Annotated in this window: 21 protein-coding genes; 14 read left to right on the top strand and 7 right to left on the bottom strand. The window is 70.3% G+C overall.

Annotated features, from left to right (window positions below):
- The first annotated feature begins 265 nt into the window (after window positions 1-265).
- A complete protein-coding gene (locus tag NXI30_25410; protein MCR9097570.1) occupies window positions 266-2,740 on the top strand; it encodes a LysM peptidoglycan-binding domain-containing protein in 2,475 nt (824 codons plus the stop codon).
- Here NXI30_25410 and NXI30_25405 read toward each other — a convergent pair.
- The 4 genes from NXI30_25405 to NXI30_25390 form a co-directional block, all read right to left on the bottom strand.
- Window positions 2,737-3,414, bottom strand: a complete 678-nt coding sequence (locus NXI30_25405) for a serine/threonine protein phosphatase (protein ID MCR9097569.1) — start codon at window positions 3,412-3,414, stop codon at window positions 2,737-2,739. The two genes, NXI30_25410 and NXI30_25405, sit on opposite strands and share 4 nt — an antisense overlap.
- A 121-nt stretch (window positions 3,415-3,535) precedes the next feature.
- Window positions 3,536-4,609, bottom strand: coding sequence for a 23S rRNA (adenine(2503)-C(2))-methyltransferase RlmN (rlmN, locus tag NXI30_25400; protein MCR9097568.1), 1,074 nt, complete (start codon window positions 4,607-4,609; stop codon window positions 3,536-3,538).
- Window positions 4,602-5,264: a tRNA (guanosine(46)-N7)-methyltransferase TrmB gene (gene trmB, locus NXI30_25395; protein MCR9097567.1), complete on the bottom strand. Its 663-nt coding sequence runs from the start codon at window positions 5,262-5,264 to the stop codon at window positions 4,602-4,604. The genes rlmN and trmB overlap by 8 nt, the downstream gene beginning before the upstream one ends.
- A 128-nt stretch (window positions 5,265-5,392) precedes the next feature.
- Window positions 5,393-5,917, bottom strand: coding sequence for a hypothetical protein (locus NXI30_25390; GenBank protein MCR9097566.1), 525 nt, complete (start codon window positions 5,915-5,917; stop codon window positions 5,393-5,395).
- 554 nt (window positions 5,918-6,471) lie between these two features.
- Here NXI30_25390 and NXI30_25385 point away from each other — a divergent pair.
- The 6 genes from NXI30_25385 to NXI30_25360 all read left to right on the top strand — a co-directional run bounded on the left by NXI30_25385 (window position 6,472) and on the right by NXI30_25360 (window position 12,420).
- On the top strand, window positions 6,472-7,722 hold the full coding sequence (locus NXI30_25385) for a MerR family transcriptional regulator (GenBank protein ID MCR9097565.1): 1,251 nt from the start codon (window positions 6,472-6,474) through the stop codon (window positions 7,720-7,722).
- A 134-nt stretch (window positions 7,723-7,856) separates the two neighbouring features.
- Window positions 7,857-8,960, top strand: a complete 1,104-nt coding sequence (locus tag NXI30_25380; GenBank protein ID MCR9097564.1) for an AAA family ATPase — start codon at window positions 7,857-7,859, stop codon at window positions 8,958-8,960.
- An 81-nt stretch (window positions 8,961-9,041) separates the two neighbouring features.
- Window positions 9,042-9,881 (top strand): hypothetical protein, encoded by an 840-nt coding sequence (locus NXI30_25375; protein ID MCR9097563.1) that lies wholly within the window; start codon window positions 9,042-9,044, stop codon window positions 9,879-9,881.
- Window positions 9,874-10,509, top strand: coding sequence for a hypothetical protein (locus NXI30_25370; protein MCR9097562.1), 636 nt, complete (start codon window positions 9,874-9,876; stop codon window positions 10,507-10,509). Before NXI30_25375 ends, NXI30_25370 begins: the two co-directional genes overlap by 8 nt.
- A 382-nt stretch (window positions 10,510-10,891) precedes the next feature.
- Window positions 10,892-11,497, top strand: a complete 606-nt coding sequence (locus tag NXI30_25365; GenBank protein ID MCR9097561.1) for an RNA polymerase sigma factor — start codon at window positions 10,892-10,894, stop codon at window positions 11,495-11,497.
- A gap of 158 nt (window positions 11,498-11,655) precedes the next feature.
- Window positions 11,656-12,420: an esterase FrsA gene (locus NXI30_25360; GenBank protein MCR9097560.1), complete on the top strand. Its 765-nt coding sequence runs from the start codon at window positions 11,656-11,658 to the stop codon at window positions 12,418-12,420.
- A gap of 9 nt (window positions 12,421-12,429) precedes the next feature.
- Here NXI30_25360 and NXI30_25355 read toward each other — a convergent pair whose 3' ends face one another.
- Both NXI30_25355 and NXI30_25350 read right to left on the bottom strand, forming a co-directional pair.
- Window positions 12,430-13,239: an EI24 domain-containing protein gene (locus NXI30_25355; GenBank protein ID MCR9097559.1), complete on the bottom strand. Its 810-nt coding sequence runs from the start codon at window positions 13,237-13,239 to the stop codon at window positions 12,430-12,432.
- Window positions 13,239-14,588, bottom strand: coding sequence for a phosphomannomutase/phosphoglucomutase (locus NXI30_25350; GenBank protein MCR9097558.1), 1,350 nt, complete (start codon window positions 14,586-14,588; stop codon window positions 13,239-13,241). The genes NXI30_25355 and NXI30_25350 overlap by 1 nt, the downstream gene beginning before the upstream one ends.
- Window positions 14,589-14,854: 266 nt before the next feature.
- On the opposite strand from NXI30_25350, the gene NXI30_25345 reads away from it, so the two are divergent.
- Complete coding sequence (locus NXI30_25345; protein ID MCR9097557.1) at window positions 14,855-15,055, top strand: twin-arginine translocase TatA/TatE family subunit; 201 nt, start codon at window positions 14,855-14,857, stop codon at window positions 15,053-15,055.
- Here the strand turns inward: NXI30_25345 and NXI30_25340 are convergent.
- On the bottom strand, window positions 15,031-16,647 hold the full coding sequence (locus NXI30_25340) for a zinc-ribbon domain-containing protein (protein ID MCR9097556.1): 1,617 nt from the start codon (window positions 16,645-16,647) through the stop codon (window positions 15,031-15,033). The genes NXI30_25345 and NXI30_25340 overlap by 25 nt on opposite strands.
- Before the next feature lie 198 nt (window positions 16,648-16,845).
- Between NXI30_25340 and NXI30_25335 the strand changes: the two genes are divergently transcribed.
- The 6 genes from NXI30_25335 to NXI30_25310 form a co-directional block, all read left to right on the top strand.
- On the top strand, window positions 16,846-17,829 hold the full coding sequence (locus NXI30_25335) for an ArsA family ATPase (protein MCR9097555.1): 984 nt from the start codon (window positions 16,846-16,848) through the stop codon (window positions 17,827-17,829).
- A complete protein-coding gene (locus tag NXI30_25330) occupies window positions 17,826-19,004 on the top strand; it encodes an AAA family ATPase (GenBank protein ID MCR9097554.1) in 1,179 nt (392 codons plus the stop codon). The genes NXI30_25335 and NXI30_25330 overlap by 4 nt, the downstream gene beginning before the upstream one ends.
- The gene (locus NXI30_25325) at window positions 19,001-19,450 is read left to right on the top strand and encodes a hypothetical protein (protein ID MCR9097553.1); all 450 of its coding nucleotides are present in this window, start codon (window positions 19,001-19,003) and stop codon (window positions 19,448-19,450) included. The genes NXI30_25330 and NXI30_25325 overlap by 4 nt, the downstream gene beginning before the upstream one ends.
- Window positions 19,451-19,517: 67 nt before the next feature.
- Window positions 19,518-20,189 (top strand): hypothetical protein, encoded by a 672-nt coding sequence (locus NXI30_25320; GenBank protein ID MCR9097552.1) that lies wholly within the window; start codon window positions 19,518-19,520, stop codon window positions 20,187-20,189.
- 88 nt (window positions 20,190-20,277) lie between these two features.
- Entirely contained in the window at window positions 20,278-21,381 is a 1,104-nt protein-coding gene (locus NXI30_25315; GenBank protein ID MCR9097551.1) for a histone deacetylase, read from the top strand.
- Window positions 21,382-21,831: 450 nt separating this feature from the next.
- A partial coding sequence (locus NXI30_25310; protein MCR9097550.1) for a hypothetical protein occupies window positions 21,832-22,317 on the top strand: 486 nt, incomplete at its 3' end.

Below are 22,317 nucleotides of genomic sequence, written 5' to 3'. Positions count from 1 at the left end.
GACGGGCACCTGAACGGATCCAGGGGTCCGCTTCGGATGCCTCGCGGCAGCGGCCCCGCGACGACAATCGAATCCCCCCGACAGGTGCCCACCGCCGATCGCGATGCGACGGCGGGCGGGCCGACACATCAACTGACGGAGGCTGGCCGCCGAGCCCCGATGCACGCCATCGTGGGTTTTCGACGAGTCCCAGCGGGGAAACGACGCTTTCTGCTCCGAATCTGCCGGTGAGTTGCCGATGGATGAAGGGCGGAGGGAGTCGTCCATGAAGCGATTGCTGGAATTTCGCCCCACCTACACCGGTCCGGTACCGACCTTCGACCTGGATCGGATCGTCTCGACGGCCGTGCTCGCCCTGTCGGCGCTCACGATCGCCGCCCTCTTACTGATCGCGCCCCCCGCGATGTCCGCACCGAAGGACTTCCCGCGACCGGCGGCCCTCGAGAAGGACGTCGCCTTCTGGAAGCGGATCTACAGCGAGGTCGGAACCGACGCCGGCCTGATCCACGACAGCCGCGACCTCGGCATCGTCTACGAAGTCGCGAAGATCCCGACCGGCCTCTCGGGTCGCGGGCGCGAGCGCCACACCGAGAAGCGGAAGAAGCACTACAAGCAGATCCTGCTGACGCTGGCGAAGGGCAAGCGCTCGGGACTCTCTCGCGAAGAGCAGCGCGTCCTCGCCCTCTTCCCGGCCGGCGTGGAGAACGCGACGCTCAAGAAGAGCGCCCGCCTCGTCCGGTTCCAGCTCGGCCAGGCGAACAAGTTCCGCGCCGGCGTCATCCGCTCGGGCGCGTACAAGCCGCACATCCTCCAGACGCTGCGGGACATGAACCTGCCCCTCGAGATCGCGAACCTCCCTCACGTCGAGTCGTCGTATACGCCGAACGTCTACTCGCGCGTCGGCGCCGCCGGCCTGTGGCAGTTCACGCGCTCGACCGGCCGACGCTTCATGCAGGTCGACCACGTGGTCGACGAGCGCCTCGATCCCTATCGCGCGTCCGTCGCCGCGGCCCGCCTGCTCGAACAGAATCGACGGGTCACGGGCTCCTGGCCCCTGGCGATCACCGCCTACAACCACGGCGCCGCCGGCATGCGCCGCGCGGCCCGCAAGCTCGGTACGAAGGACATCACCACGATCGTCCGCAAGTACAAGTCCCGGACCTTCGGCTTCGCGAGCCGGAACTTCTATGTCGAGTTCCTCGCCGCGAGCGCGGTCGCGAGCAATCCCGAGTTCTACTTCGGGCCACTCGACCTCGACCAGCCGATCGTCTACGACTCGATCGACATGCCCTACTACGCGAAGGCCACGGACCTCGCGAAGGCGATCGGCGTCGACCGGCGGACGCTCGAGCAGGCGAATCCCGCCCTTCGACCGACGGTCTGGAAGGGCGCCAAGCGCGTTCCGAAGGGCTTCTCGATCAAGGTCCCGCGCGCGTCGCTCCCGAAGCCCCTCGCCCAGGGAATCGCGAGCCTGCCCGTCGCTCAGCAGTACGCCCGGCAGACCCGCGACACGACCTACACGGTCCGACGCGGCGACACGCTCTCGACGATCGCCCGACGCCACGGCGTCCGGATGTCGGAGCTCGTCGCCCTGAACGGCCTGCGCAGCAAGCACCGCATCCGCGTCGGCCAGAAGATCAAGCTCCCGACCGACGGACGCAGCTCGGGCGCCACGACCCGCAACGCTTCCTACAAGCCCTCGAAGAAGACCGCCGACGCCCCGGCCGCACTCCCGCAGAGCGGGTTCTACACCGTGCGCCGTGGCGACAACCTATCGAAGATCGCGGACAACTTCGGAATCACCGTCGCCGACCTCGTCGCGATGAACAACCTCCGCAGCCGCAACCGCATCCACGCCGGCCAGCGGCTTCGCGTCTCGCGAAGCGGCGTGATCGCGTCGGCCGGCGAGACCGACGCCTACACGGTTCGCCGCGGCGACAACCTGACCGAGATCGCGCGACGCTTCGGGATCACGGTCGGCGACCTCGTCGCGATGAACGACCTGCGCAGCCGGAACCGGATCCATCCGGGCCAGAAGCTCCGCGTCCCGAAGCCGACGGCGATCGCGAGCGCCGGAGCGACCGCGAAGCAGGCGCACCCGGACGCCGCCGCCGCGCTTTCCCCGGCGCGCACGGCACCGCTCGATCCCGACGCAACCGACTTCGCAGCGACCGGGACCCCGGCGCCCGCCGAGGGCGAAGCCCTTCTGGTCGAGACCGATTCGGTCTCGGACGAGAGCGCGACCGAGCCCTCCCCGGGCCTCCTCGCCGACCCGACCGACTACACCGTCGCCAGCAATGGCACCATCGTCGTCCAGACCGGCGAGACCCTCGGCCACTACGCCGAGTGGCTCGGCCTCCGCGCGAGCCGCCTGCGCAAGATCAACGGCCTGCGCTTCGGCGAGCCGGTGGTCGTCCAGCAGCGCCTGCGCCTCGACTTCTCCGACATCTCGCCGGACGCCTTCGAGCGGATCCGGGTCGAGTACCACCGATCCCTCCAGGAAGACTTCTTCGCCGAGTGGGAGATCGAGGGAACCGTCAGCCACCGCGTCGGCCCCGGCGACTCGCTGTGGATCCTCTCCACGCGACGCTACGACGTCCCGATCTGGCTGCTCCGCCAGTACAACCCGGACGTCGATCTCGACGCGCTCTCCGCGGGCATGAAGCTCACGATTCCCAAGCTCCGCCAGCGGAACACGGACGCAGCGAGCGCCGTCGCGAGCGGGCCGCCGCGCGGTTAGGCCTGGAAGATCGTCTCGTCCGGGAGCCGGATCGACGTCAACGGGCCGCCGTAGACGGCGCCCGTGTCGACGCCGATCGAGAACGGCGCGTTCCAGCGTACGCCGAAGTCCTCGTTCGGCGTGTGCCCGTAGACCATCGTGATCCCGAGGTCGTGGGGCAGCTCTCCGCTCGTTCGGTTCCAGAGGATGTCCTCGGGTCGGCTCTTGCGAAGCGCGTAGGAAAGGTCGCCGGAGCGTAGGTGATCCTGCGAGATGCCTGCGTGGACGAAGAGGTAGTCGCCTTCGATGTGCGAGAGCCGGAGACCGAGCAGGAAGTCCTCGTGGTCCTTCGGGAGGCGGAAGCTCTCGCGGCTCGTCTCCTCGCGATCGAAGTAGCCGTAGCCGGCGAGGGTCCGGTCGCCGCCGTTCAGCAGGAACGCGTCGCCTCCGAAGTAGGCGTCGTCGGTCCAACCCAGGAAGTCGAGGAACATCGACTCGTGGTTGCCCAGGAGGAAGACGCACTCGTACTCCTGCGAGAGCGCGATCAGGCGATCGATCACCCCCTTCGAGTCGGGTCCGCGATCGATGTAGTCGCCGAGGAAGACCAGGCGGTCCCCGGGCTGCAGCGGCGTCAGGTCGAGCAGCTCGTCGAGCTTCTCGAGCTCACCGTGGATGTCCCCGAACGCGTAGAGCATGTCCCCTCACCGGACGCGGCCCCCCGTCGTCCTCCCGGGCGCATCGGCCTTCCCCGGGGTGCGCTTGACGGGATTCGGGCGCACCGCGGGGCGTCGAGCCGGGCGGGGCCGGGCCCGTTGCCTACGCGTTGCCGGCCGGGCGCCGGTTCGCGAGCTGGCCGCAGGCGGCGTCGATGTCGCGCCCGCGATCGCGGCGGAGCGTGACCCGGACCCCACCGTCATGGAGCGCGGCCGTGAACGCGTCGACGGTCTCCTGGCTCGGGGGTTCGTAGGGCGCGTCGTCGTGCGGATTCATCGGGATCACGTTCACCTTCGAGGGAATCCCGCGCAGCAGCCCGGGCAGGCGCTTCGCGTCCGCGATCGAGTCGTTCACGCCCTTCATCAGCGTGTACTCGAAGAAGACCGGGCGACGTCGATGGATCCGTGGCTCTTCGCGCAGGGTCTCGAGCAGCTCCGCGATCGGGAAGCGCTTGTTGAGCGGCACGAGCACGTCGCGCACGGCATCGGTCGTCGCGTGCAGGCTGACCGCGAGATGGATCGGCGCGACCTCGAGGAGCGGCCCGATCTGCGGGAGGACCCCGGCGGTCGAGACCGTCACTCGGCGCGGCGCGAGGGCGAAGGCCTTGGGGTCCGTCAGGATCCGGATCGCCTCCGAGACCGCCGGCAGGTTGAGGAGCGGCTCGCCCATGCCCATGAAGACGAGGTTCGTGAGGCTCGAGCCAGGCTCCATGTGTCGACGGGCGTGGAGCACCTGATCGACGATCTCGGCGGTCGACAGGTTGCGCGTGAATCCGAGCGCGCCGGTCGCGCAGAAGTCGCAGGTGAGCGGGCAACCGACCTGGGTCGACACGCAGAGCGTATTGCGGCGCTCTTCGGGAATCAGCACCGCCTCGATCCGCGCCCCATCGAAGGCGCCCAGCAGGAGCTTCTGCGTCCCGTCGACGGAGCGCTGGGTCTCGACGACGTCGAGGGAGCGCGTGTCGAACTCCGACCCCAGCGCCTCGCGAATCGCCCCAGGGAGATTCGACATGGCCTCTACGTCGTCGACGTCCTGCTGGTACAGCCAGGTCGCGACCTGGTCCGCGCGATAGGCCGGCCAGCCCCGCTCGGCGAAGAGCGCACGCAGGGCCTCCCGCCCGTGATCCTTCAGGTTGGGTCGCCGCGTCGCGTGGGTCTGGACGATCGACTCAGCCATCCGGGCGCTCCACGCCGCAGCGCTGATAGGCGAAGAAGTGCATCGGCCGCCCCTCCTCGCGCCACTGGGATTCGTAGCCGGTCCGCCTCCGTCCCCTGACCTCGCTCACGAAGGGCCAGGGGGCGTAGGCGTTCTGGAGGGCGGGCTCGGCGGAGAGCACCTCGTCCATCTGGTGAGCGTACGGAACGTCGTCGGTCGCCACGTAGAGGTGGCCGCCCTCGCAGAGCGCCGCGGCGGCCGCGGCGACGAACTCGGGCTGGATCACGCGGCGATGAGCGTGGCGCGTCTTCGGCCACGGGTCGGAGAAGTTGATCCAGATCGCGTCGAGACTGCCGGGCTCGGGCAGACTCCGGATCGCCTCCTCGGCGCGCGCCTCCACGAGGCGAACGTTCGGGAGGGCCGCCCGCGCGACCTTCCGTGCCATCTTGAGCGTGCGCTTGAACGAGACCTCGACGCCGACGAACTCGACGTCCGGCGCGCTCGTCGCGAGATCGAGCAGGAACTCCCCGCGGCCGAAGCCGATCTCGAGGACACGCGAGCGGCGCTCCGCCTCCGCGGCGGTCCCGAACACCCCGCTCCACCCCTTCTCCGCCCACACGTCGAGGGCGACGCGCGGGTCCACGCCGGGAATCTCGTATTTCAGGGATCGACCCATGGATCGAACCTCGAGGCAGGAGTGAGGGAGGGAGGGGGGATCGCGCGGGGCGCGCAGATCCGGGCCGGGCCCGGTCGGGCCTCCGGCGCCCGGACTCTACTCGAGCCGTCGCCGAAAAGCCGGCAGCGCTACGCCGGGGCGCCGCGCTCGGCCCGGCGCCGCTCTCCGAGGAGGTCGACGACGTGCTTCACGACCCGGCTCGCCGCCCGGTCCCGATCCTGGACGTCGACGACCGGGATGCCGAAGCGCTCGGCGCGCTCGAGCAGATCCTCCTGGATCGTGAAGATGCCCTGGAAGTTGCGCACGTAGCGCTCGGAGGCGCGCGCCCCGCGGCCATGCGCGCGCGCAACGAGATGACTGTGCAGCGACTCGCGATCCTCGTCCGCCGCGAGCAGGAAGAAGACGTGTGCCCGGTCGCGCCACTCCTCGGGATCGAAGAGACCCGGGACGAGACTCACCCCGTCGAGGACCGTACTCGTCCCCTCGGCGATCGCGCGTTCGATCACGGCGCGGACGCCGACGGAGACGGTCCGCGACTGATCGAGGAACCCCTCGATCACCGGATCCGCGCCTTCCCGCACGGGATTGACCAGTCGCGTATGCGCCTCGAAGGAGGACACGTGGAGCGTCGGAACCAGATCGTCGGACAACATCACGCGCATCACGTCCCGGATCGAGTCCGTCGAGAGCAGGCGCCCGATCGAGAAACGCCGCGCGACCTCGAGCGCGAGGGTCGACTTGCCGACACCGCTCGTCCTCGGCCTGGAAGGAGCGCCAGGCGAGATAGCGGTCCGCCGCGGCAGCGGAGACGCGCTCCCGCAGCAGCGCGGCCACGCTCTCACGGAGCGCGTCGCGGGTCACGCTGTCGTCCCCGCGCTCGCGCACGTCGCGCTCGATCTCGAGCACGATCTCGAAGCATTGACGCGGCCGGAGCCCGGCAGCCAGGAGACTCTGCTGGAGGCGTCCCTGGTTGAAGGGCCAGCGGCCGTCCTTGCCGTGGACGTCGAGCACGGTGTCGAGGCTGATGCCGCGATCCGCCGGATCCGTCCGCGCGCCGGCTTCGGCCAGCTCGTCGACGAGCGCCCCGAGCTCCTTCTTGCTCACCTGGCTGCGCCCGCGGAGCCGCTTCCAGACCGCCTGCGCGACTTCGTAGGCGTCTTCGAAGGCGACGCCCCGCTCCGTGAGGGAGTGCACGAGGATCCCGCGCATGAAGGGACGAAGCACATCGCCGTCGGCCACCCGCAGGCGCGACAGGCTCTCCTCTTCCTCTTCGGCTTCCTCGGCCTCTTTCGAGCGGTCCTCGGCGTCCAGGACGGCGCCCTCGCGGCCCGCGAAGCGGGACATCGCGCTCCGCGAGCCCCCGTCCGCGGCGCGGCCCCCGCTCGCGCTCGATTCGGCGCGCTTCTCGACGTCGGCGTCATTCGGCACGTCGCGACCTTACCCAGCGAGCCCGAGCGCCGCATACGAGGGGAGACCCCACCGAAGAAAGGGCCGCCGATGCCTCGGGGACACGCCCGAGCCGGAGGCACTATTTCCCCCTCATCGCGACAAATCCCGGGTCTTTTGGCTTGACTTGCAGCCCCGCCCCCAATTTACTCTGCAGAGGCTCGACCGGCTCTGGCGAAACCCCCGGGGCAGCGAGCGCGTTCGAACCCCCCGAATCCATCGCTTCGACCGTGGCTGGACGCCCCGGCCGGAGCCCGGCACAGACCGGAAGCAGTCGATCGGGCCGTGTTTCGAGCGGAGCTCGGCCCCGGATCCCGGAGCCGCCTCTTCCACCCCTCGCGGGCGGGAGAGCGGCGCCACAGCAGAGCGGACTTCGCGATCGCGCGAAGGAGCAGGTCGGAGGCCGCGTTCCCGAACCGGGACCGGCGCAGGGGGGCAGGTGTCGCAGTCGAGTCGAACACGGGATGCTTCGGAAGTCGTACGGTCGCAATTCAAGACCCGGGAGGTCGTGGATCTGCTCGACCTGTCCCGGAGACAGCTCCAGTACTGGGCGAAGACCGGTCTGATCGAGCCCTCGGAGCGGACGCCCGGTGGCCATCACCGCTACAGCTTCGACGACCTGGTCGCGCTCAAGGCGACCAAGCGCCTGATCGACGCGGGCGTCTCCGTTCAGAAGATCCGCAAGAGCGTTCGCGCCCTGCAGGCGCTCCTGCCCCAGGTCGGTCGCCCGCTCTCCGAGCTCGTGCTGGTCGCGACCGGGGACGTGGTGCTCGTCTTCCAGGACGACACCGTCTTCGAAGCGATCACCGGTCAGGAGTGGGTCTTCGAGGTCGCGGAGTTCGAGCGCGAGGTCTCGCTCTATCGTTCGCTCGAGAATGGCGCCGCCCCGGTGGCGGTCGAGACCGATTCGCTCGATGATGTCCAGGACGCGGCGTTCCCGGCCAAGCCGGGCCCGCGTGCAGCACAGCCGGCCAGCAAGCGCCGGATCAAGGATTGGAGTCAGACCGGCTGACGGCTCGCCAGCCCCTCTGACTGCAGGCCCTGGGGATCGGGGGGTCCCGAGGGAGGACCGGACTCGCGTCCGGTGCAGACAGATCGCACGCCGCATTTCGAAGAGAGGCGGTGGAACGTTTCGGGGGGGACGTCATGCGTGTCATCGCCATCGTGAATCAGAAGGGCGGCTGCGGGAAGACCACGACGACGGTCAACCTCGCCGGCGCCCTCGCCGCGGACGGCCACCGCGTCCTGATCGTCGACATGGATCCGCAGGCCCACGCGACGCTCGCCGTCGGCCTCGAGCCCGACGACCTCGATGCGAACCTCTACGAAGTCCTCGTCGAACCCGCCGGCGCGAGCCGGATGGACTCGGTGATCATCGACGTCTCCGACCAGATCGACATCGCACCGTCGAGCATCGTGCTCTCCGCCCTCGAGCAGAAGCTCGCCACCGAACGCCACGACGCCCGGACCGAGCGGCTCGCCGCGGCGATCGACACGCTGCCGCCCCTCTACGACTACGTGCTGATCGACTGCCCGCCGAACGTCGGGCTCCTCACCTTCAACGCGCTCCGCGCCGCCAGCGAAGTGATCGTCCCTCTCGAGACGAGCTTCTTCGCGATCGACGGCGTGCAGAAGCTGCTCGAGACGATCAGCCTCCTCTCGGATCGGATTGGCCACGAGCTCCACGTCCGGGTCCTGCCGACCCTCTACGACGGTCGAACGCGCTATGCGCGGCAGACCCTCGGTGACATTCGCGAGCTGTTCAAGGAGCTCTGCTTCGACTCGGTCATCCGGCTGAACGTCAAGCTCCGCGAAGCCGCGAGGCAGGGTCTACCGATCTCGCTCTACGCACCGTCCGCGAACGGCGCTCTCGACTACGCCTCCGTCGCCCTCGAGCTCGCCGCTTCGCCGCCGGACCAGCTCGCCACGCGACCGCCGACCCTCGAGCAAGAGGACGAGGCGCCCGAGGCCGGGGGGCCGCCGCGCGAGGTCGTCGTCCGGTTCAAGGACGGTGTCGCCGGCGACGTGCGGATCGCGGGCGACTTCAACGGCTGGGTACCGGACCGGGGCGTGCGTTCGCTGATCGCCTCGGAAGGTCAGGAGCGGGTCTGGACCAAGGTCCTGACCCTCGAGCCCGGCACCTACCAGTACCGCTACGTCGTCGACGGCGAGTGGCGGGAAGATCCGAACAATCCCCAGACGGCCCCCGGCCCGACGGGACAACCGAACTCGATCCTCCACGTCCGCTAGCTGCTGCTCCCGGAGCGGTCCTGCCGGTCGGATCCGCCTCCGCTTCGCTCACGACCGGACCGAAGCCCGAGGGACGACGCCTTGCCGCGCGATCTCGCCGACGTCCTGCACTATTTCCTGCCCGAGCTCGAAGAGGGCGAAGGGATTGCGGAGGCCGATGCCCCGGCGCCGGAGGCGCCCGAGGCACCCGCCCTTCCGCCGACGGAGTCGACCGATCGCGGACCGACGCCGCCGCCGCTCCCGGTGCTCGGACTGCCGATCGGCGAGCGTGACGTCGTACGCGCCGCCCTCGCCTGGAATCTCGCCGTCGAGACGGCACGCCTCGGTGCATCGACGACCCTGCTCGTCCCGGACGGCGATCGTGGCTCCCCGCTCTGGCCGGAGCCCGGCGTGGGCCCGCTCGGCTGCGAGCTCCTGTTCTGCCCGGCCAAGGACCTGAGAGGGCTCTACGAGACGGCGGCAGAGCTCGCCTCGCGCCAGGCCCGGCAAGCCCGTCACGGGGGGATCGTCTTCGTGCGCATCCCGCCGGACTGGCTCGAAGAGCAAGGCACCGGCGGAGAATCGATGCGCTGGATGCTTCTGCTCTCGGGGGCGCGCCCTCGCGACCTCGACGACACCGCCGGCCTCGCTCGCGCCCTCTACGCGCGTCATCCGGCGCTCGAACTCGGGGTGACACTGCACGGCGTCGAGTCGATCGCCGAGGCGCGGGCGGCCTTCGACGTCCTCGCGCGGCGAACGGAGGCGGAGTCCGGGCGCCCGCTGATCTCGTACGGTCTGCTCGTCGACGATCTCCACGTCTACCGTGCGATCGCCGCCCAGCGGCCGATCGGGCTCGCCCATCCCCAGTCGCCGGCGGCGCGGGCGCTGATGGACGTGGCGCGTCTCCTCTACGAAGACGCGCGGAGCCGGGTCCTTGGCTGAGCTCGAGTGGCAGGGCGCGATCGAGGTCGGATCGCTCCGACGGGCGCTGCGGCAGGCCCTTCGGCGCTCCTCGCCGGGTTGGCGCGTCGTCGCGGAGGGCTTCCTCGGAGCCACGTCCCCGATCGACCTCCTCGCGATCGGGGAGGCGGGTGAGCTGATCTGCATCCGCGCGACGGCGGAGGACGCGGGCGACCCGGTCGCCCGTCTGCTCGCGAGCGGGCTCTCCGATCTCGGCTGGATCACCCCGCGCGTCGCGGACTTCCAGAAGCTCGCCCCCGAGCTCGGCCTCCGTCCCCTCGCGCCGCCGCGCCTCCAGCTCTTCGCGCCCGATTTCGACGCCGAGGTGCTCGCCGCCGTCGAGCACGTTTCGGGCCTGCTCGGCGACGGCCGCCTCGGGCTCTCGCGAACTCGGGCACTGCGACAGCAGGGACAGCTCACGCTCCTGCTCGAGCCGCTCGAGGCCGGTGGCCCTTCGGACGGGCTGCGCCGGGTGACCCTCGGGGCCGCACATCCGATCCGCGCCACCGATCCGGCCGCCTCCGGCCTGGTCGACCCGCCGAGCCCCTCGGCCTTCCGCACCGGCCTGACGGATGCGGACCTCCTCGCGGAGCCGCTCGTCCCCGCCTGAGGGGTGCCACCAATCGCCGAGCCGCCCGAGGTCGTCCAGCTCGCTCCCGATCGGCGGATCCGGATCTGACGTTTCGTCATAATCGAGCAGGCGCCATCCCCCTCGGGTCGGAGTGACGATTTCGGGCTTATTCGGGCGGGAGGTGACAATTTTTGACACCCCGCCATGCCTCCGGGCAACTGTCTATGTGGGGGGAGACTCCGGATTGGACTGGGCCAGCCGGAGGAACGAAGGTCCGAGCGCTCGAACGCGGCGCTCGAGGAATTCGGCTTTGACGATCAGCAGCAGCACAAGCGGAGACAGCGAAGCGCGAGATCGAGCCCGACCGGAGTCGGAGCGAGACGCGCGTACATCGCCCGACGCCAACGGCGCACCGCTCTCCATGGGCGCGCCGCTTTCCCCGGATGCTACTCCGATCGACCCCACGAACCCGTCGGGTCGCGTTTCGGACGAAGTCCTGGTCGATCGGATCCGGACCGGCGATCGCGCCGCCTTCGACGAGATCTACGAGCGCTACTTCAAGCGCGTGTACGCGTTCCTCGACAAGCGGCTGCGCAACCGCGCGGATACCGAAGAGACGACGCAGGAGGTGTTCATCAACATCTTCTCGTCGATCGACGGCTTCCGGGGCGATGCGCCCTTCGCCGCGTGGATCTTCGGGCTGACGCGCCGGACCCTCGCCGCGCGCTTCCGCAAGAAGCGCCACCCCACCGTCCCGCTCTTCGAGGAGGACGAGGACGTCGCGTTCTCGAGCCTGACCGCCGCGAGCGCACCCGAGGCGACGCCGCTCGAGAACTACGAGATGGTCGAACGCGCGAGCCACCTCGATCACGTGCTCGAGCACGAGATCACGGCCGAGCAGCGCCGGCTCTTCGAGATGCATCATCTCGAATCGATGCCGATCGCGGAGATCGCCGCCGCGACGTCGAAGTCGGAAGACGCCGTCAAGTCGACGCTCTACCGCACGCGCAAGCTGCTGCTCAAGTAGCACCCCGGCCCTCGGCTTCTCCCTCCAAGCGACGCTGGCTCCGCCGTCGCTGCGGGCGCTTCGCCTTCGCCGCGGGCGCTTCAACCTTCGCTGCGGGCGCTTCACCTTCGCCGCGGGCGCCACCCGTCGACGCGTGGCGACTGCTAAGGTTGCGCGCCATGTCCGCCGCGCCCTCTCTCTACCGCCCCCTCGACGAGTCGCCCGCACGCCTGACCCTGCGAGACGCGTCCCCGGCCAGGGGGACCGGGCAAGTCTTCGAGGTCGTGAGCCGCGGTGACTTCGTGCCGGGTCGCCTCCATCGACCGGAGAACGGCGAGTCCTCACCCCTCGTCCTCGTGCTCGGCGGATCCGACGCCTGGTCTGCGGAGGCGGGACGACCGCTCGCGATCGCACAGATCGACCTCCCGCTCCTCGGCGCTCGCCAGAGCCCCAAGCTCACCGACCGCCTCGTCGACGGCCACGCGAAGCTGACCCGAGGCCAGGCCCTCGATGCGGACACGCGGGCCCTCGTCGAGGAATTCGCGCGGCAATCGGTCTCCGACATCGTACGCAGCCTCGAGGCCCTCGGCGCCGAACCGAGCCTCGATGGGAGCCGGATCGCGATCGTCGGCGTGGGCCTCGGTGCGAGCGCTTGCGCCTGGGCCCTGCCCTTTCTCTCGAACGTCCGCGCATGCGTCTTCGCAGGACCGGTCGGCCACTCCGCCGACGCCGGGCTGGACCCGATCGGGCCGATCGCGCGCGCCGACCTGGGCGACCTGCGCTGCCGGGTGTTCGCGACCGACGAAAGCGACGCGGAGGGTGCGATCCGCGCGCTCGGCGAGGCGCTTCCCGGGCGGCCGACGACAGAGAAGGTCTCGACTCCGAACGGCGAGGACGACGTCGCCTCGATCCTCGACTTCGTCACCGAAGCGCTCGCCGGCTAGGCCGACGACTCAGCCTGCGTCGACGCCGAGCGCGGCCGCCTCGTCCCGAGTCGGATTCGTGCGCGCCACGAGCAGGGTCCCCGCCGTGACGAGCGTCGGGAGCAGCACCAGGTTGAGGCCCGGCACCATGCATGCGGCGAACGCGATCCCGCCGAAGCCGAGCATCGTCGGGCGATGGGCCGCCAGCCATCGACGGCGATCGGCAAAGGACAGCCCGCGGCGGTCGAGCGCGAAGCCCGCATAGTCGAGGGGCAGGAACGCAATCGTGATGGCGATCAGAAGCGGGCCCGTCACGAAATGGGCGCCCGGCACGACGAGCCCCGCTCCGGTCAGCAGGACCCAGATCCCGCCGAGGAACGCCACCCGACCGAGCTCGGACACGAAGCTCGAGAGCGCCCCGGCGAGCAATCCCTCCTCGCTCGCGACGCCTCGCCCGAGCGCGATCGCCTCGACCCGCTCCGAGAGCACGTCGAGGAAGGGCGCGCTCGCCACGTTCGCGACGAGCAGGGCGGCGACGAAGGTCACCGCGAAGGAGAGCAGGACCGCCAGCCAGCGCGCCAGGAAGAGCAGCGCCTTGCCCGGCCCGACCCACAGCCAGGTCCACCACGCCCCCGCCTCGAGCTCCGGCAGGAGCGAGGCGAAGAACGCGTGGATTTCGTCGAGATGGAGCCAGAAGGCGCTCCCGGCGCCTCCCACGCAGAGGAGCGCGAAGAGCACCGGCACCGTCGCGAGCCCCCAGAGCCGCGGCTGCCCGCGCAGGAACGAGAAGCCCTCGCTCGCGAGGCGCATCCCGGCGTGCACGCGCGCGACGAAACCCATCAGTCCCCCGCGCCGAGCGCCTCGATCCGACCCAGGATCTCGTCTCGCCGGGCGGCCATCTCTTCCGCGGTGTCCGCCTCGAGATTCAGACGCAGCACCGGCTCGGTATTCGAGGCTCGAATGTTGAACCACCAGGTGGGGTAACGGACCAGGAGACCGTCCAGCCGCGAGACTTCCGGCGCGTCGGCGTGCTCGCCGGCGATCGTCTCGATCACGTGGCCGGTGTCCGCGACTCGACGATTGATCTCACCGCTCGCCGCATAACAGCGCAGCGGCGCGATCAGCTCCGAGAGCGGCCGCCCCTCGGCGCCGAGGACGTCGAGCATCGCGACGAGCGCCGCGGTGCCGTCGTCGGCGATCAGGTCCTTGGTGAACCGGAAGTAGAGGTGGCCCGAGAGCTCCCCCGCGAAGATCGCGCCCTCTTCCCGCATCTGCGCTTTCACGAAGGAGTGCCCGACGCGACACATGCCGGCGACGCCGCCGGATCGCTCGACCTGTTCGGCGACCACGCGACTCGAACGCAGGTCGTAGAGGACCCGCGCCCCCGGCTCCCGCTCGAGCATCCGCCGCGCGATCAGCGCCGTCGCCAGATCGGCGGAGACCGGCTCACCCTGCTCGTCGACGAAGACCGCGCGGTCTCCGTCGCCATCGAACGCGACGCCCAGATCCGCCCCTTCGCGCTTCACCGCCTCCGCCACGTCCGCGAGATTCTCGACCTTGAGCGGGTCCGCCTCGTGATTCGGGAAGGAGCCGTCCGGCTCGAAGTAGAGCTCGACGACGTCGATCGGAAGCGCCTCGAGGATCGGCCGGAGCCCCACCGAGGCCATGCCGTTGCCGCAATCGATCGCGACCTTGAGCGGGGGGCGATGCTCCCCGACCGACAGCGCGTGGTTCGTGTAGTCATCACCGACTTCGTGGTGCGTGACCCCGCCGCGCGCGGCCGCCGCCGGCGCATCGCGCCTCGCCTCGACCTGCGCCTCGATCTCCTTCAGACCGCTCGCCTCGCCGACCGGGACCGCGTGGGCCCGGCAGATCTTGAACCCGTTGTACTCGCCCGGATTGTGGGAGGCGGTCACCATCACGCCGGCGTTCGCGCCCAGGGACTCCACCGCGAAGTAGAGCATCGGGGTCGCCACGAGCCCGAGGTCCTGCACGTAGAGCCCCTCGTCCCGGAGGCCGTCGACCAGAGCCGAGGTCAGCTCGGGAGAATGCGTCCGCGCGTCGCGACCCACCGCGACGGGACCCTCTCCGAGCCAGTGTCCGATCGCGCGGCCGATCGCGTATGCCTTGGTGTGATCCAGCTCATCCGGAACGATGCCGCGGATGTCGTAGGCCTTGAAGAGTGCCATGGAGTCGATTCTAGCCTTCGTGTGAGGAGTTCTAGGGAGAAGTTCCGGAGTGGGTCGCCGCCGCGGCGACTACGGGTCGTTGCTTGCCCGAATCGTCGCAATCCGGGGCACCCCCGGCGCTTGACCCGGGATGGACCCGGCGGCACCATCCGCCCGAATCGCGCAGGCGGAGTCCTGCCGACGGAATGCGCGCCGGATTCCACACGCCCCGTCCTTCCTCAGCAGGATCATGGAGGGGGCGCCGTGGGGAGAGAGAGGAAGACACGATGTTCGGAATGGGTCCGATGGAGCTCGGGATCATCCTGGTGATCGTCGTGGTGCTCTTCGGTGCGCGTCGACTGCCGGAGATCGGTTCCGGCTTCGGCAAGGCGATCAAGAACTTCAAGGCCGGCATCTCCGGAGACGACGAGATCGACGTCACGCCCGAGAAGGAGAAGGTCGATCAGGGCGAGGATCGCTCGGCCTGACCCGTCTCCGTCGGCGGTCCGGATGCCGCGGTCGCCGTCGGAACCGGTGCCGCCGGCGCGCTTCGCCGCGCCGGCGCGGGCCGGGGCTCCGCGACCTCGAGCAACGCCCGGGCGGCTCGCTCGGGGAGCTCGTCCGCGGCCACGATCGCCTCGAAGCGAAGCGATCCGCCCGGTGCGATCGGCGTGCGCGCGAAGCGCGTGGACGCGGCCGCCACGCTTTCGTCGAGCACGTCCGGGGCCGCTTCGCGGAGGGACGTCTCGGGCAGCGGAAGGCCGGCGCGTAGGATCGGCGCTGCGGGCAGGCGCTCCCCTTTCGCATCGAGGAGCGCGATCGTCACGTCGGACGCGAAGAGCGGGGTCGCCGCCGTGTTGCGCACCTCGCCTTCGAAGCGAAGGAGCGTGCCGGCTCGCGCGGTCTCGACCCAGCCCGAGCCGAGGGTCTGCGCGGTGATCGGCCCGGCCGAGACGGCCTGGAGCGAAGGCGTGACCCGGGCCCATTCGGCCTGGAACGCGAGGAAACCGACGGCCATCACGGCCGCCGCCGATGCGCCCCAACCGATCGCGCGCACGACCTTACCGACGATTCCGGTCGCGAGCGGCATCGCCGAGAGGTCGATCTCCTCGGGCGTGTCCTCGAAGACGTCGTCGTTGAAGAACGCGTCTTCGTCGACGGGCGCGCTGATCGCGGCGGAAGCGGGCGAGGCCCCCCGCGCGCGCGGCGCGCCGTAGTCGTCGCTGCCCACCAGATCCCAGCTCTCGGGGTCACCGAGGTCATCGGACTGACCGCCCCCCGCGTAGAGACCGGCGCTCGCGTCCTCGGCGTCGAGCTCCGCAGCGATCTCGCTCGCGAGCCCGCCCACGGCGTCGTTCGCCGCCGGCACGTCGTCCTCCATGAGCGAGGAGAAATCGTCGACGGTGCCGAAGCTCGACTCGTCCCGAACACCAGCGGCCGCAGCGTCCGCCGACGCGGTCGCCACCGGCGGCGGCGTCTCGGGGCCATCGAGATCGAGTCCCGAACCCGCACCGGTGTCCTCGAGGGCAGCCGACGCGATGTCCGGCTCGTCGACGGACGGCATCGCGACCGAAGCGTCGTCGGCCTCCATCGAGAGCGCCGACTCGTCGAAGCCCTCGGAGAAGTCCTGGCTCCCGCCGAAATCGAGCTCCCCCTCCGCCTCTCCGGAGAAGTCCTCGCCGAAATCGTCTTCGAGGTCGTCGTCGCCTTCGACGCGGACCTCTTCGCTGAACTGCCAATCTTCTTCTTCGTCCACCTCGGGCGGGGACGCAGGCTCAGCACGCGACTCGGCCGGATCGGTCATCGCGGACGACGCCGCGTCGCCGGTCTCGACGGGATCGCCGCCGAGCCCGTCCCAGGTGTCCTCGTTCAGATCCTGCGACGGCTCGGGCGTGCCCGCGGCCGCGTCGGCGGCCGCCTCTTCCGCGATCGAGTGGACCGGGTCCGGTGCCGACTCGTTCGGGCTGGGCAGGAAGAAGGCGTGCTTGCACCGCGAACAGCGCACCCGGGCCCCGCCCGGCGGAATGCGCGCTTCGTCGAGCTGGAAGCTGGTCGTACATTCTTCGCAGGTGACGATCACGTGGTTTCCCCGACTCGGCAGCGTCGGGCCGCGACCGGAGCCGGTCGGCGGACAGCGACGCGAAAAACACTTTGACAACCGAATTCTTCGGCCTCTTTCGCACACCACTTGAGCACGCGGCGACCACGGGGGAGCTAGACTGTGGATTGGAACGAAGGGTTTTCCCCACCGAGCCGACCCGCGTAGGTCGAGGAACGCATGACCTCCAGGATTCGCAGCCTGCTGGATCACCGTCTGATCATCGTGACCGGCAAGGGCGGGGTCGGGAAGACGACCGTGGCCTGCCTGCTGGCGGAGGCCGCGCGGCGGACCGGGATGCGGGTCCTGCTGGCCGAGACGGCGCCGATCGAGGCCGTCGCTTCCCGGTTCGAGTCCGACCCGGAGCCCCTCGGCTACGAGGGACGCGAGCTCCGCCCCGGGCTCCACGCGATCCGGGTCGACCCCCACGAGGCCCTCGCCCACTACGTCCGTCTCCAGACCGGCCTCGGGCTCGTGACCGATCGGATCCTCGGCAGCGAGATCTTCCGCCAGCTGCTCGAGGCGGCGCCGGGATGGCGTGAGCTCATCCTGCTCGGGAAGCTCTGGCACGTCGAACAGAGCCAGGAAGACGGACGCCCGGAATACGACCTGATCGTGGTCGACGCGCCGGCGACCGGCCATGGGCTCACCTTTCTCGACGTCCCTCGCGTGGCGCAGCAGGCGGTGCGCGCGGGCCCCCTCGCCCGCCATGCGGGCTGGGTCGAGGCCCTCGTCCACGACCGCGAGCGTACCCTGCTGCTCCCCGTGACGTTGCCCGAAGAGCTGCCCGTGCGGGAGACCGTCGAGCTCGTGAACCGGGCTCGGGAGGACATCGACATCGGCGTGGATCGCGTCATCGTGAACCGCCTCCCGCCGCGGCCGTCCCCGGCCCTGCGCGAAGTGCTCGCCGCCTCGGACCTCTCCTTCGAAGCCTGGCCGCCCCCCGCCGCGCTCACACCGCTCGTCGAGCACGCCGCGTCGCGGGCGGCCCTCGCGGAGGCCGAACGCGTGAGTGTCTCGACCCGCTGCGACCTGCCGGTGGTCGACGTGCCGATCCTGCCCGGTGGCCTCGAGGGCGGAACCGATTGGAGCGAATTCGCCGACGGGCTCGTCGCCCAACCGGTCCGACCCGCCACCGAACACGCCGGGGAGAGCGCCGCATGACGCCGCGGGAGTCCACGCAGGGACTCGAAGAAGCCCTGCGACACGCACGTGTGTTGGTCTGCGCGGGCACCGGCGGCGTCGGCAAGACGACGATCTCCGCCGCCCTCGCCCTGCGCGCTGCGCAGGGCGGCCGACGGACGCTCGTGCTCACGATCGACCCCGCCCGGCGACTCGCCGACGCCCTGGGCATCGAAGTCCTCGGGGCCGAGCCCGCGCCCGTCTCGCTCGGCGCCGACGCTGAGGACATTCCGCTCGAGGCCCTGATGCTCGATCCGAAGCCCACCTTCGACGGGCTCGTCGAGCGGCTCGCCCCGGACGCGGCCTCCCGCGCCCGGGTGCTCGACAACAAGATCTACCGCCACCTCTCCGAAGCCCTCGCCGGGAGCGCGGAGTACGCGGCCCTCGAGCAGGTGCGCGAGGCCGTCGAATCCGGGCGCTACGACCTCGTCGTCGTCGACACGCCGCCGGCGAGCCACGCCCTCGACTTCCTCTCCGCGCCTCGGCGTCTGCGCGAGTTCCTCGAAGGGCGCTTCGTCCAGACGCTGATCCGGCCGGCCATGTCGGCCAGTCGTTTCGGCTTCCGGATCTTCGGCCGCTCCCTCCAGCGCATGATGGGGCTGATCGAGCGGATCGCGGGCGTCGGCTTCCTCGACGATCTGACCGAGTTCCTCTCCGCGGTGTCCGGCCTCACCGAGGGCTTCCAGGCAGGCACCACGCGCGTCGAAGAGATCCTGGTCGGCGAGGACACGCGCTTCGTGCTCGTCGGAGGCGCCCATTCCGGCACCGAGCCCGGGACGCTCGAATTCCTCGAAGCGCTCGACGCCGAGGGCGCCCGACTCGCCGCGGTCGTCCTCAACCGGATCGCCCCGTGGCCCGAGGACCTGGACCCGGACTTCGCGCAGGGCGCCGACGTCCACGCCGACCGCAAACGCCTGACCGAGGACCTCGCCCGACACGGCGTGGAAGCCCCCGAAGCCGAGGTCGCCGTCCTCGAAGCCATCCTCGAGGAAGCCTCGCACACCCGAAAGGACCTGCTCGAGACCCGTCGAGCGCTGGGACGACGCGTGCAGGGTCGAGCGGTCGATTTCCACGAGATCGCCGAGCGCGCCACGGAGATCGAAGGCCTCGAAGCGCTCCTCCGGATCGGTGACGAGCTGGTCGGGGACGCGACTTGAGCGACGAGTTCGACCAGGCGATCGCGCGCGCCCGGGTCCACGTCGGCAATGCGGCCCGGGAATCGGTCGCCGCGATCGCCGCGATCCTCGAGGCGGGCGGGCGAGCGAGCGGCCTCGACCCCGAGCAGACCGAGCGACTCGCCGCCGAGGTCGCGCGGCGCTTCGAGGCCCAGGTCGGCCGCCTCCGGGAGGGGGCGATCTTCCCGTCGGGCCTCGCCAAGCCCCTCGAAGAGGCCCTGGCCCGGGAGATCGAGCGCTGGGAGCAGCGATCCGAGCGCGACCCCGACGCCCGAGCGGTCCTCCGCGCGTTCCTCGGTCTCCGGGAGCTGCTCTGGGAGCTGGGCCTCCGGGCCGACTCACCCGGCGCGCCGGAGGAGCCCGCGGCGCAGCGGCCGAAACCGGCGCAGCGGGGCCGTCGCGTGCAGCGCTTCGACGTCGAGGAATGAGCCCGCGTCCCCCGCGAACGGGAGGCCCGGCCGCCGGAGAAGAGCGATCGCGCGCTAGACTGACGACATGGCGATCCTGATCAAGCGGTATGCCAACCGCAAGCTCTACAACACCGAGACCAGCCGCTACATCACGCTGAAGGGGATCGCGAAGCTCCTCGACGAAGGCGAGGAAGTCCGCGTCGTCGACAAGGAGACCGGTGAGGACATCACGCAGGTCGCCCTCTCGCAGATCCTGGTCGACAACCAGCGCGCGAAGGAGGATCCGTCGGACACGCTGCTGACGCAGATCCTCTCCCGGGGCGGGGATGCTCTCTACGGCGCGATCAAGAAGAGCGTCGACGACGCGACCGACGGGCTCGGCGAGTTCCAGGATCGCTTCAAGGAGTTCGTCGACGCATCGCCCGGGATCGGCAAGAGCGGTCGAGGCTTCGGATGGGAGGCGCGCGAGGGGCACGAACGACGCTCGCCCTTCACCTCCCGCGAGCCCGCTCGCGAGGAAGGCGCCGCGCAATCGGAAGACGAAGCCCGCGACGCCGGACGTTGGCCCCGGGTGGGCGGACTCCCCGACCTCCGCGAGTCGATCCAGTCGGCGATCGCGGGCGCGATCGAACGCAGCGATCTCCGCAACCTCGCGGACATTCCGCGCAAGAGCGATCTCGACGCGCTCAACGAGAATCTCACGCGAGTCGCGGACGCGATCGAACGCCTCGAGAAGTCGCTCCGCGAACGCGACTGAACGCGCGCCGCCCCGCGCGACGCGCTTCCCCACACACGACGACCGGGCCGTTCGGAATCCAGGAGCCCGTGCGCCCGCCGAGGTCCCCATGCCCGATGCCTCCCCGGATCGTCCGACCGACGCCGAACCGACCGCGCCCGTCGAGGTCGTCGAGGACGCCCGCTACCAGAGCCATCGGGGCCCGGACGGACACCCCGAACGCCCCGAGCGGCTCGTCGCGCTCGGCGAAGCCCTCGCCCCCTTCCGCGATCGCGTGCAGATCGTCGCGCCGCGCGCGGCCGACGTCGAAGAGATCGCGCGAGCGCACGAGACCCGCATGCTCGAGGCCCTCGCGACGACCCGCGAGCTCCCGCCCGGACGCATCGACGCCGACACGTACCACACGCCTTCGAGCTTCGATGTCGCCCTCCTCGCCGCGGGGGGCACGATCGACCTGGCTCGACGCGTGTTGCGCGGAGAAGCCGCGCGCGGTCTCGCCGCCGTGCGTCCGCCGGGACACCACGCCGAGGCGGCGCGCTCGATGGGGTTCTGTCTCTTCAACAACGTCGCGGTCGCGGTCCGCGCGCTCCAGGCCGAGGAGCCCGACCTCCGGGTGTTCGTCTTCGATTGGGACGTCCATCACGGGAACGGGACGCAACACATCTTCGACGACGATCCGAACGTGCTCTACGCGTCGACCCATCAGTTCCCCTTCTATCCCGGAACCGGTGACTTCGGCGAAGAAGGCGAAGGGCGCGGACTCGGGACGACGCTGAACGTGCCGATGCCACCCGGGTGCGGCGACGCCGAATACGTCGGCGTCGTCGAGCGCCTGATCGTGCCCGCGGCGATGGGCTTCGCGCCGGACCTGATCCTCGTGTCGTGCGGTTTCGACGCCCACGCCGACGATCCGCTCGCCTCGATGGAGTTGAGCTTCGAGGGCTACCGCGCCCTTTCGCGCATCCTCCGCTCGCTCGCAGACACGCTCTGCGAAGGGCGGATCGTGCACGTCCTCGAAGGGGGGTATGCGCTCTCGGGCGTGCGCGAAGGCGCGACGGCGGTCGTCGAGTCGCTCCTCGCCGACGAGGCCCGCCTCTCCTACGGAACCGAGGACGGACGCAACAACCTGGAGGCCGGCACGCCCCTCAAGGCGATCGTCGACGCCGTCTTCGAGGTCCACGGACGCCGAATTCCGAACCTCGGCGCACGCTAGGCGTGACGGCGGACCTCGCGCTCGCGGCAGGGCTCCGTCCGAGCGACGACACGAGTCTCTTCGGTCCGTCGCTCCGGGTCGCACGTATCCCGGCCGAACCGATCGGTCACGGGTGACCGGACGCAGTGACGCCCGAGCTGCTCGCTGCCTCGGCCCCGCCATGCGGGAGGCTGTCGGGGCCCCTCAGCGCGTTCCGGAAATGGCGGCGCGTTCCTGCGCCTCGCGGTGTCCGATCCCGGCGGTGGCGCCGGGCTCGGCTCGTGCCTGTTCCTACGGGGGAGACCCTGGCGCGGCGAGAGGGACCGCAGTTCGAGCGGTGACGAGTCCGCGTGTCGAAGTCACCATCCGGTTCGAGGCCCGATCACTTTCAGCCTGAGCGCCGGGAGGCCGAAGGGCAGACTCGAGAGCAGTACCCTCCGACCGAACACCGCTGCCGGAAAGAACACACCGATGCGCAGTCTGTCGATCCTCTTCCTGACGCTCCTCGCGCTGCTCGCGACCCACACGGAGGCGCGGGCACAAGCCAGCTTCACCTGGTCCACGGGCCTGTTCGGCGAGTGCTCCGTCGCCTGCGGTGGAGGAAACCAGACCCGAACCGTCGAGTGCCTCGACGCGAACGACGACGTCGTGGCCGATTCGTTCTGCGATCCGGGATCGCGACCGGTAGATACGCAGTCGTGCAACACGCAAGCGTGCAGCTACGACTGGGTGACCGGCGTCTATGGAACCTGCTCCGCGGCCTGCGGTGGCGGAACGCAGACGCGTTCCGTCGTATGTGACGACGGATTCGGCAACGTCGTCGCCGATGCGTTCTGCGATCCGGGATCGCGACCGGTAGATACGCAGTCGTGCAACACGCAAGCGTGCAGCTACGACTGGGTGACCGGCGACTACGGATCCTGCTCCGCGGCCTGCGGTGGCGGAACGCAGACGCGC

Source organism: bacterium (assembly GCA_024742285.1).
Lineage (GTDB): Bacteria > Myxococcota_A > UBA9160 > UBA9160 > UBA4427 > UBA4427.
This window is presented reverse-complemented; position numbering and strand designations above follow the sequence as displayed.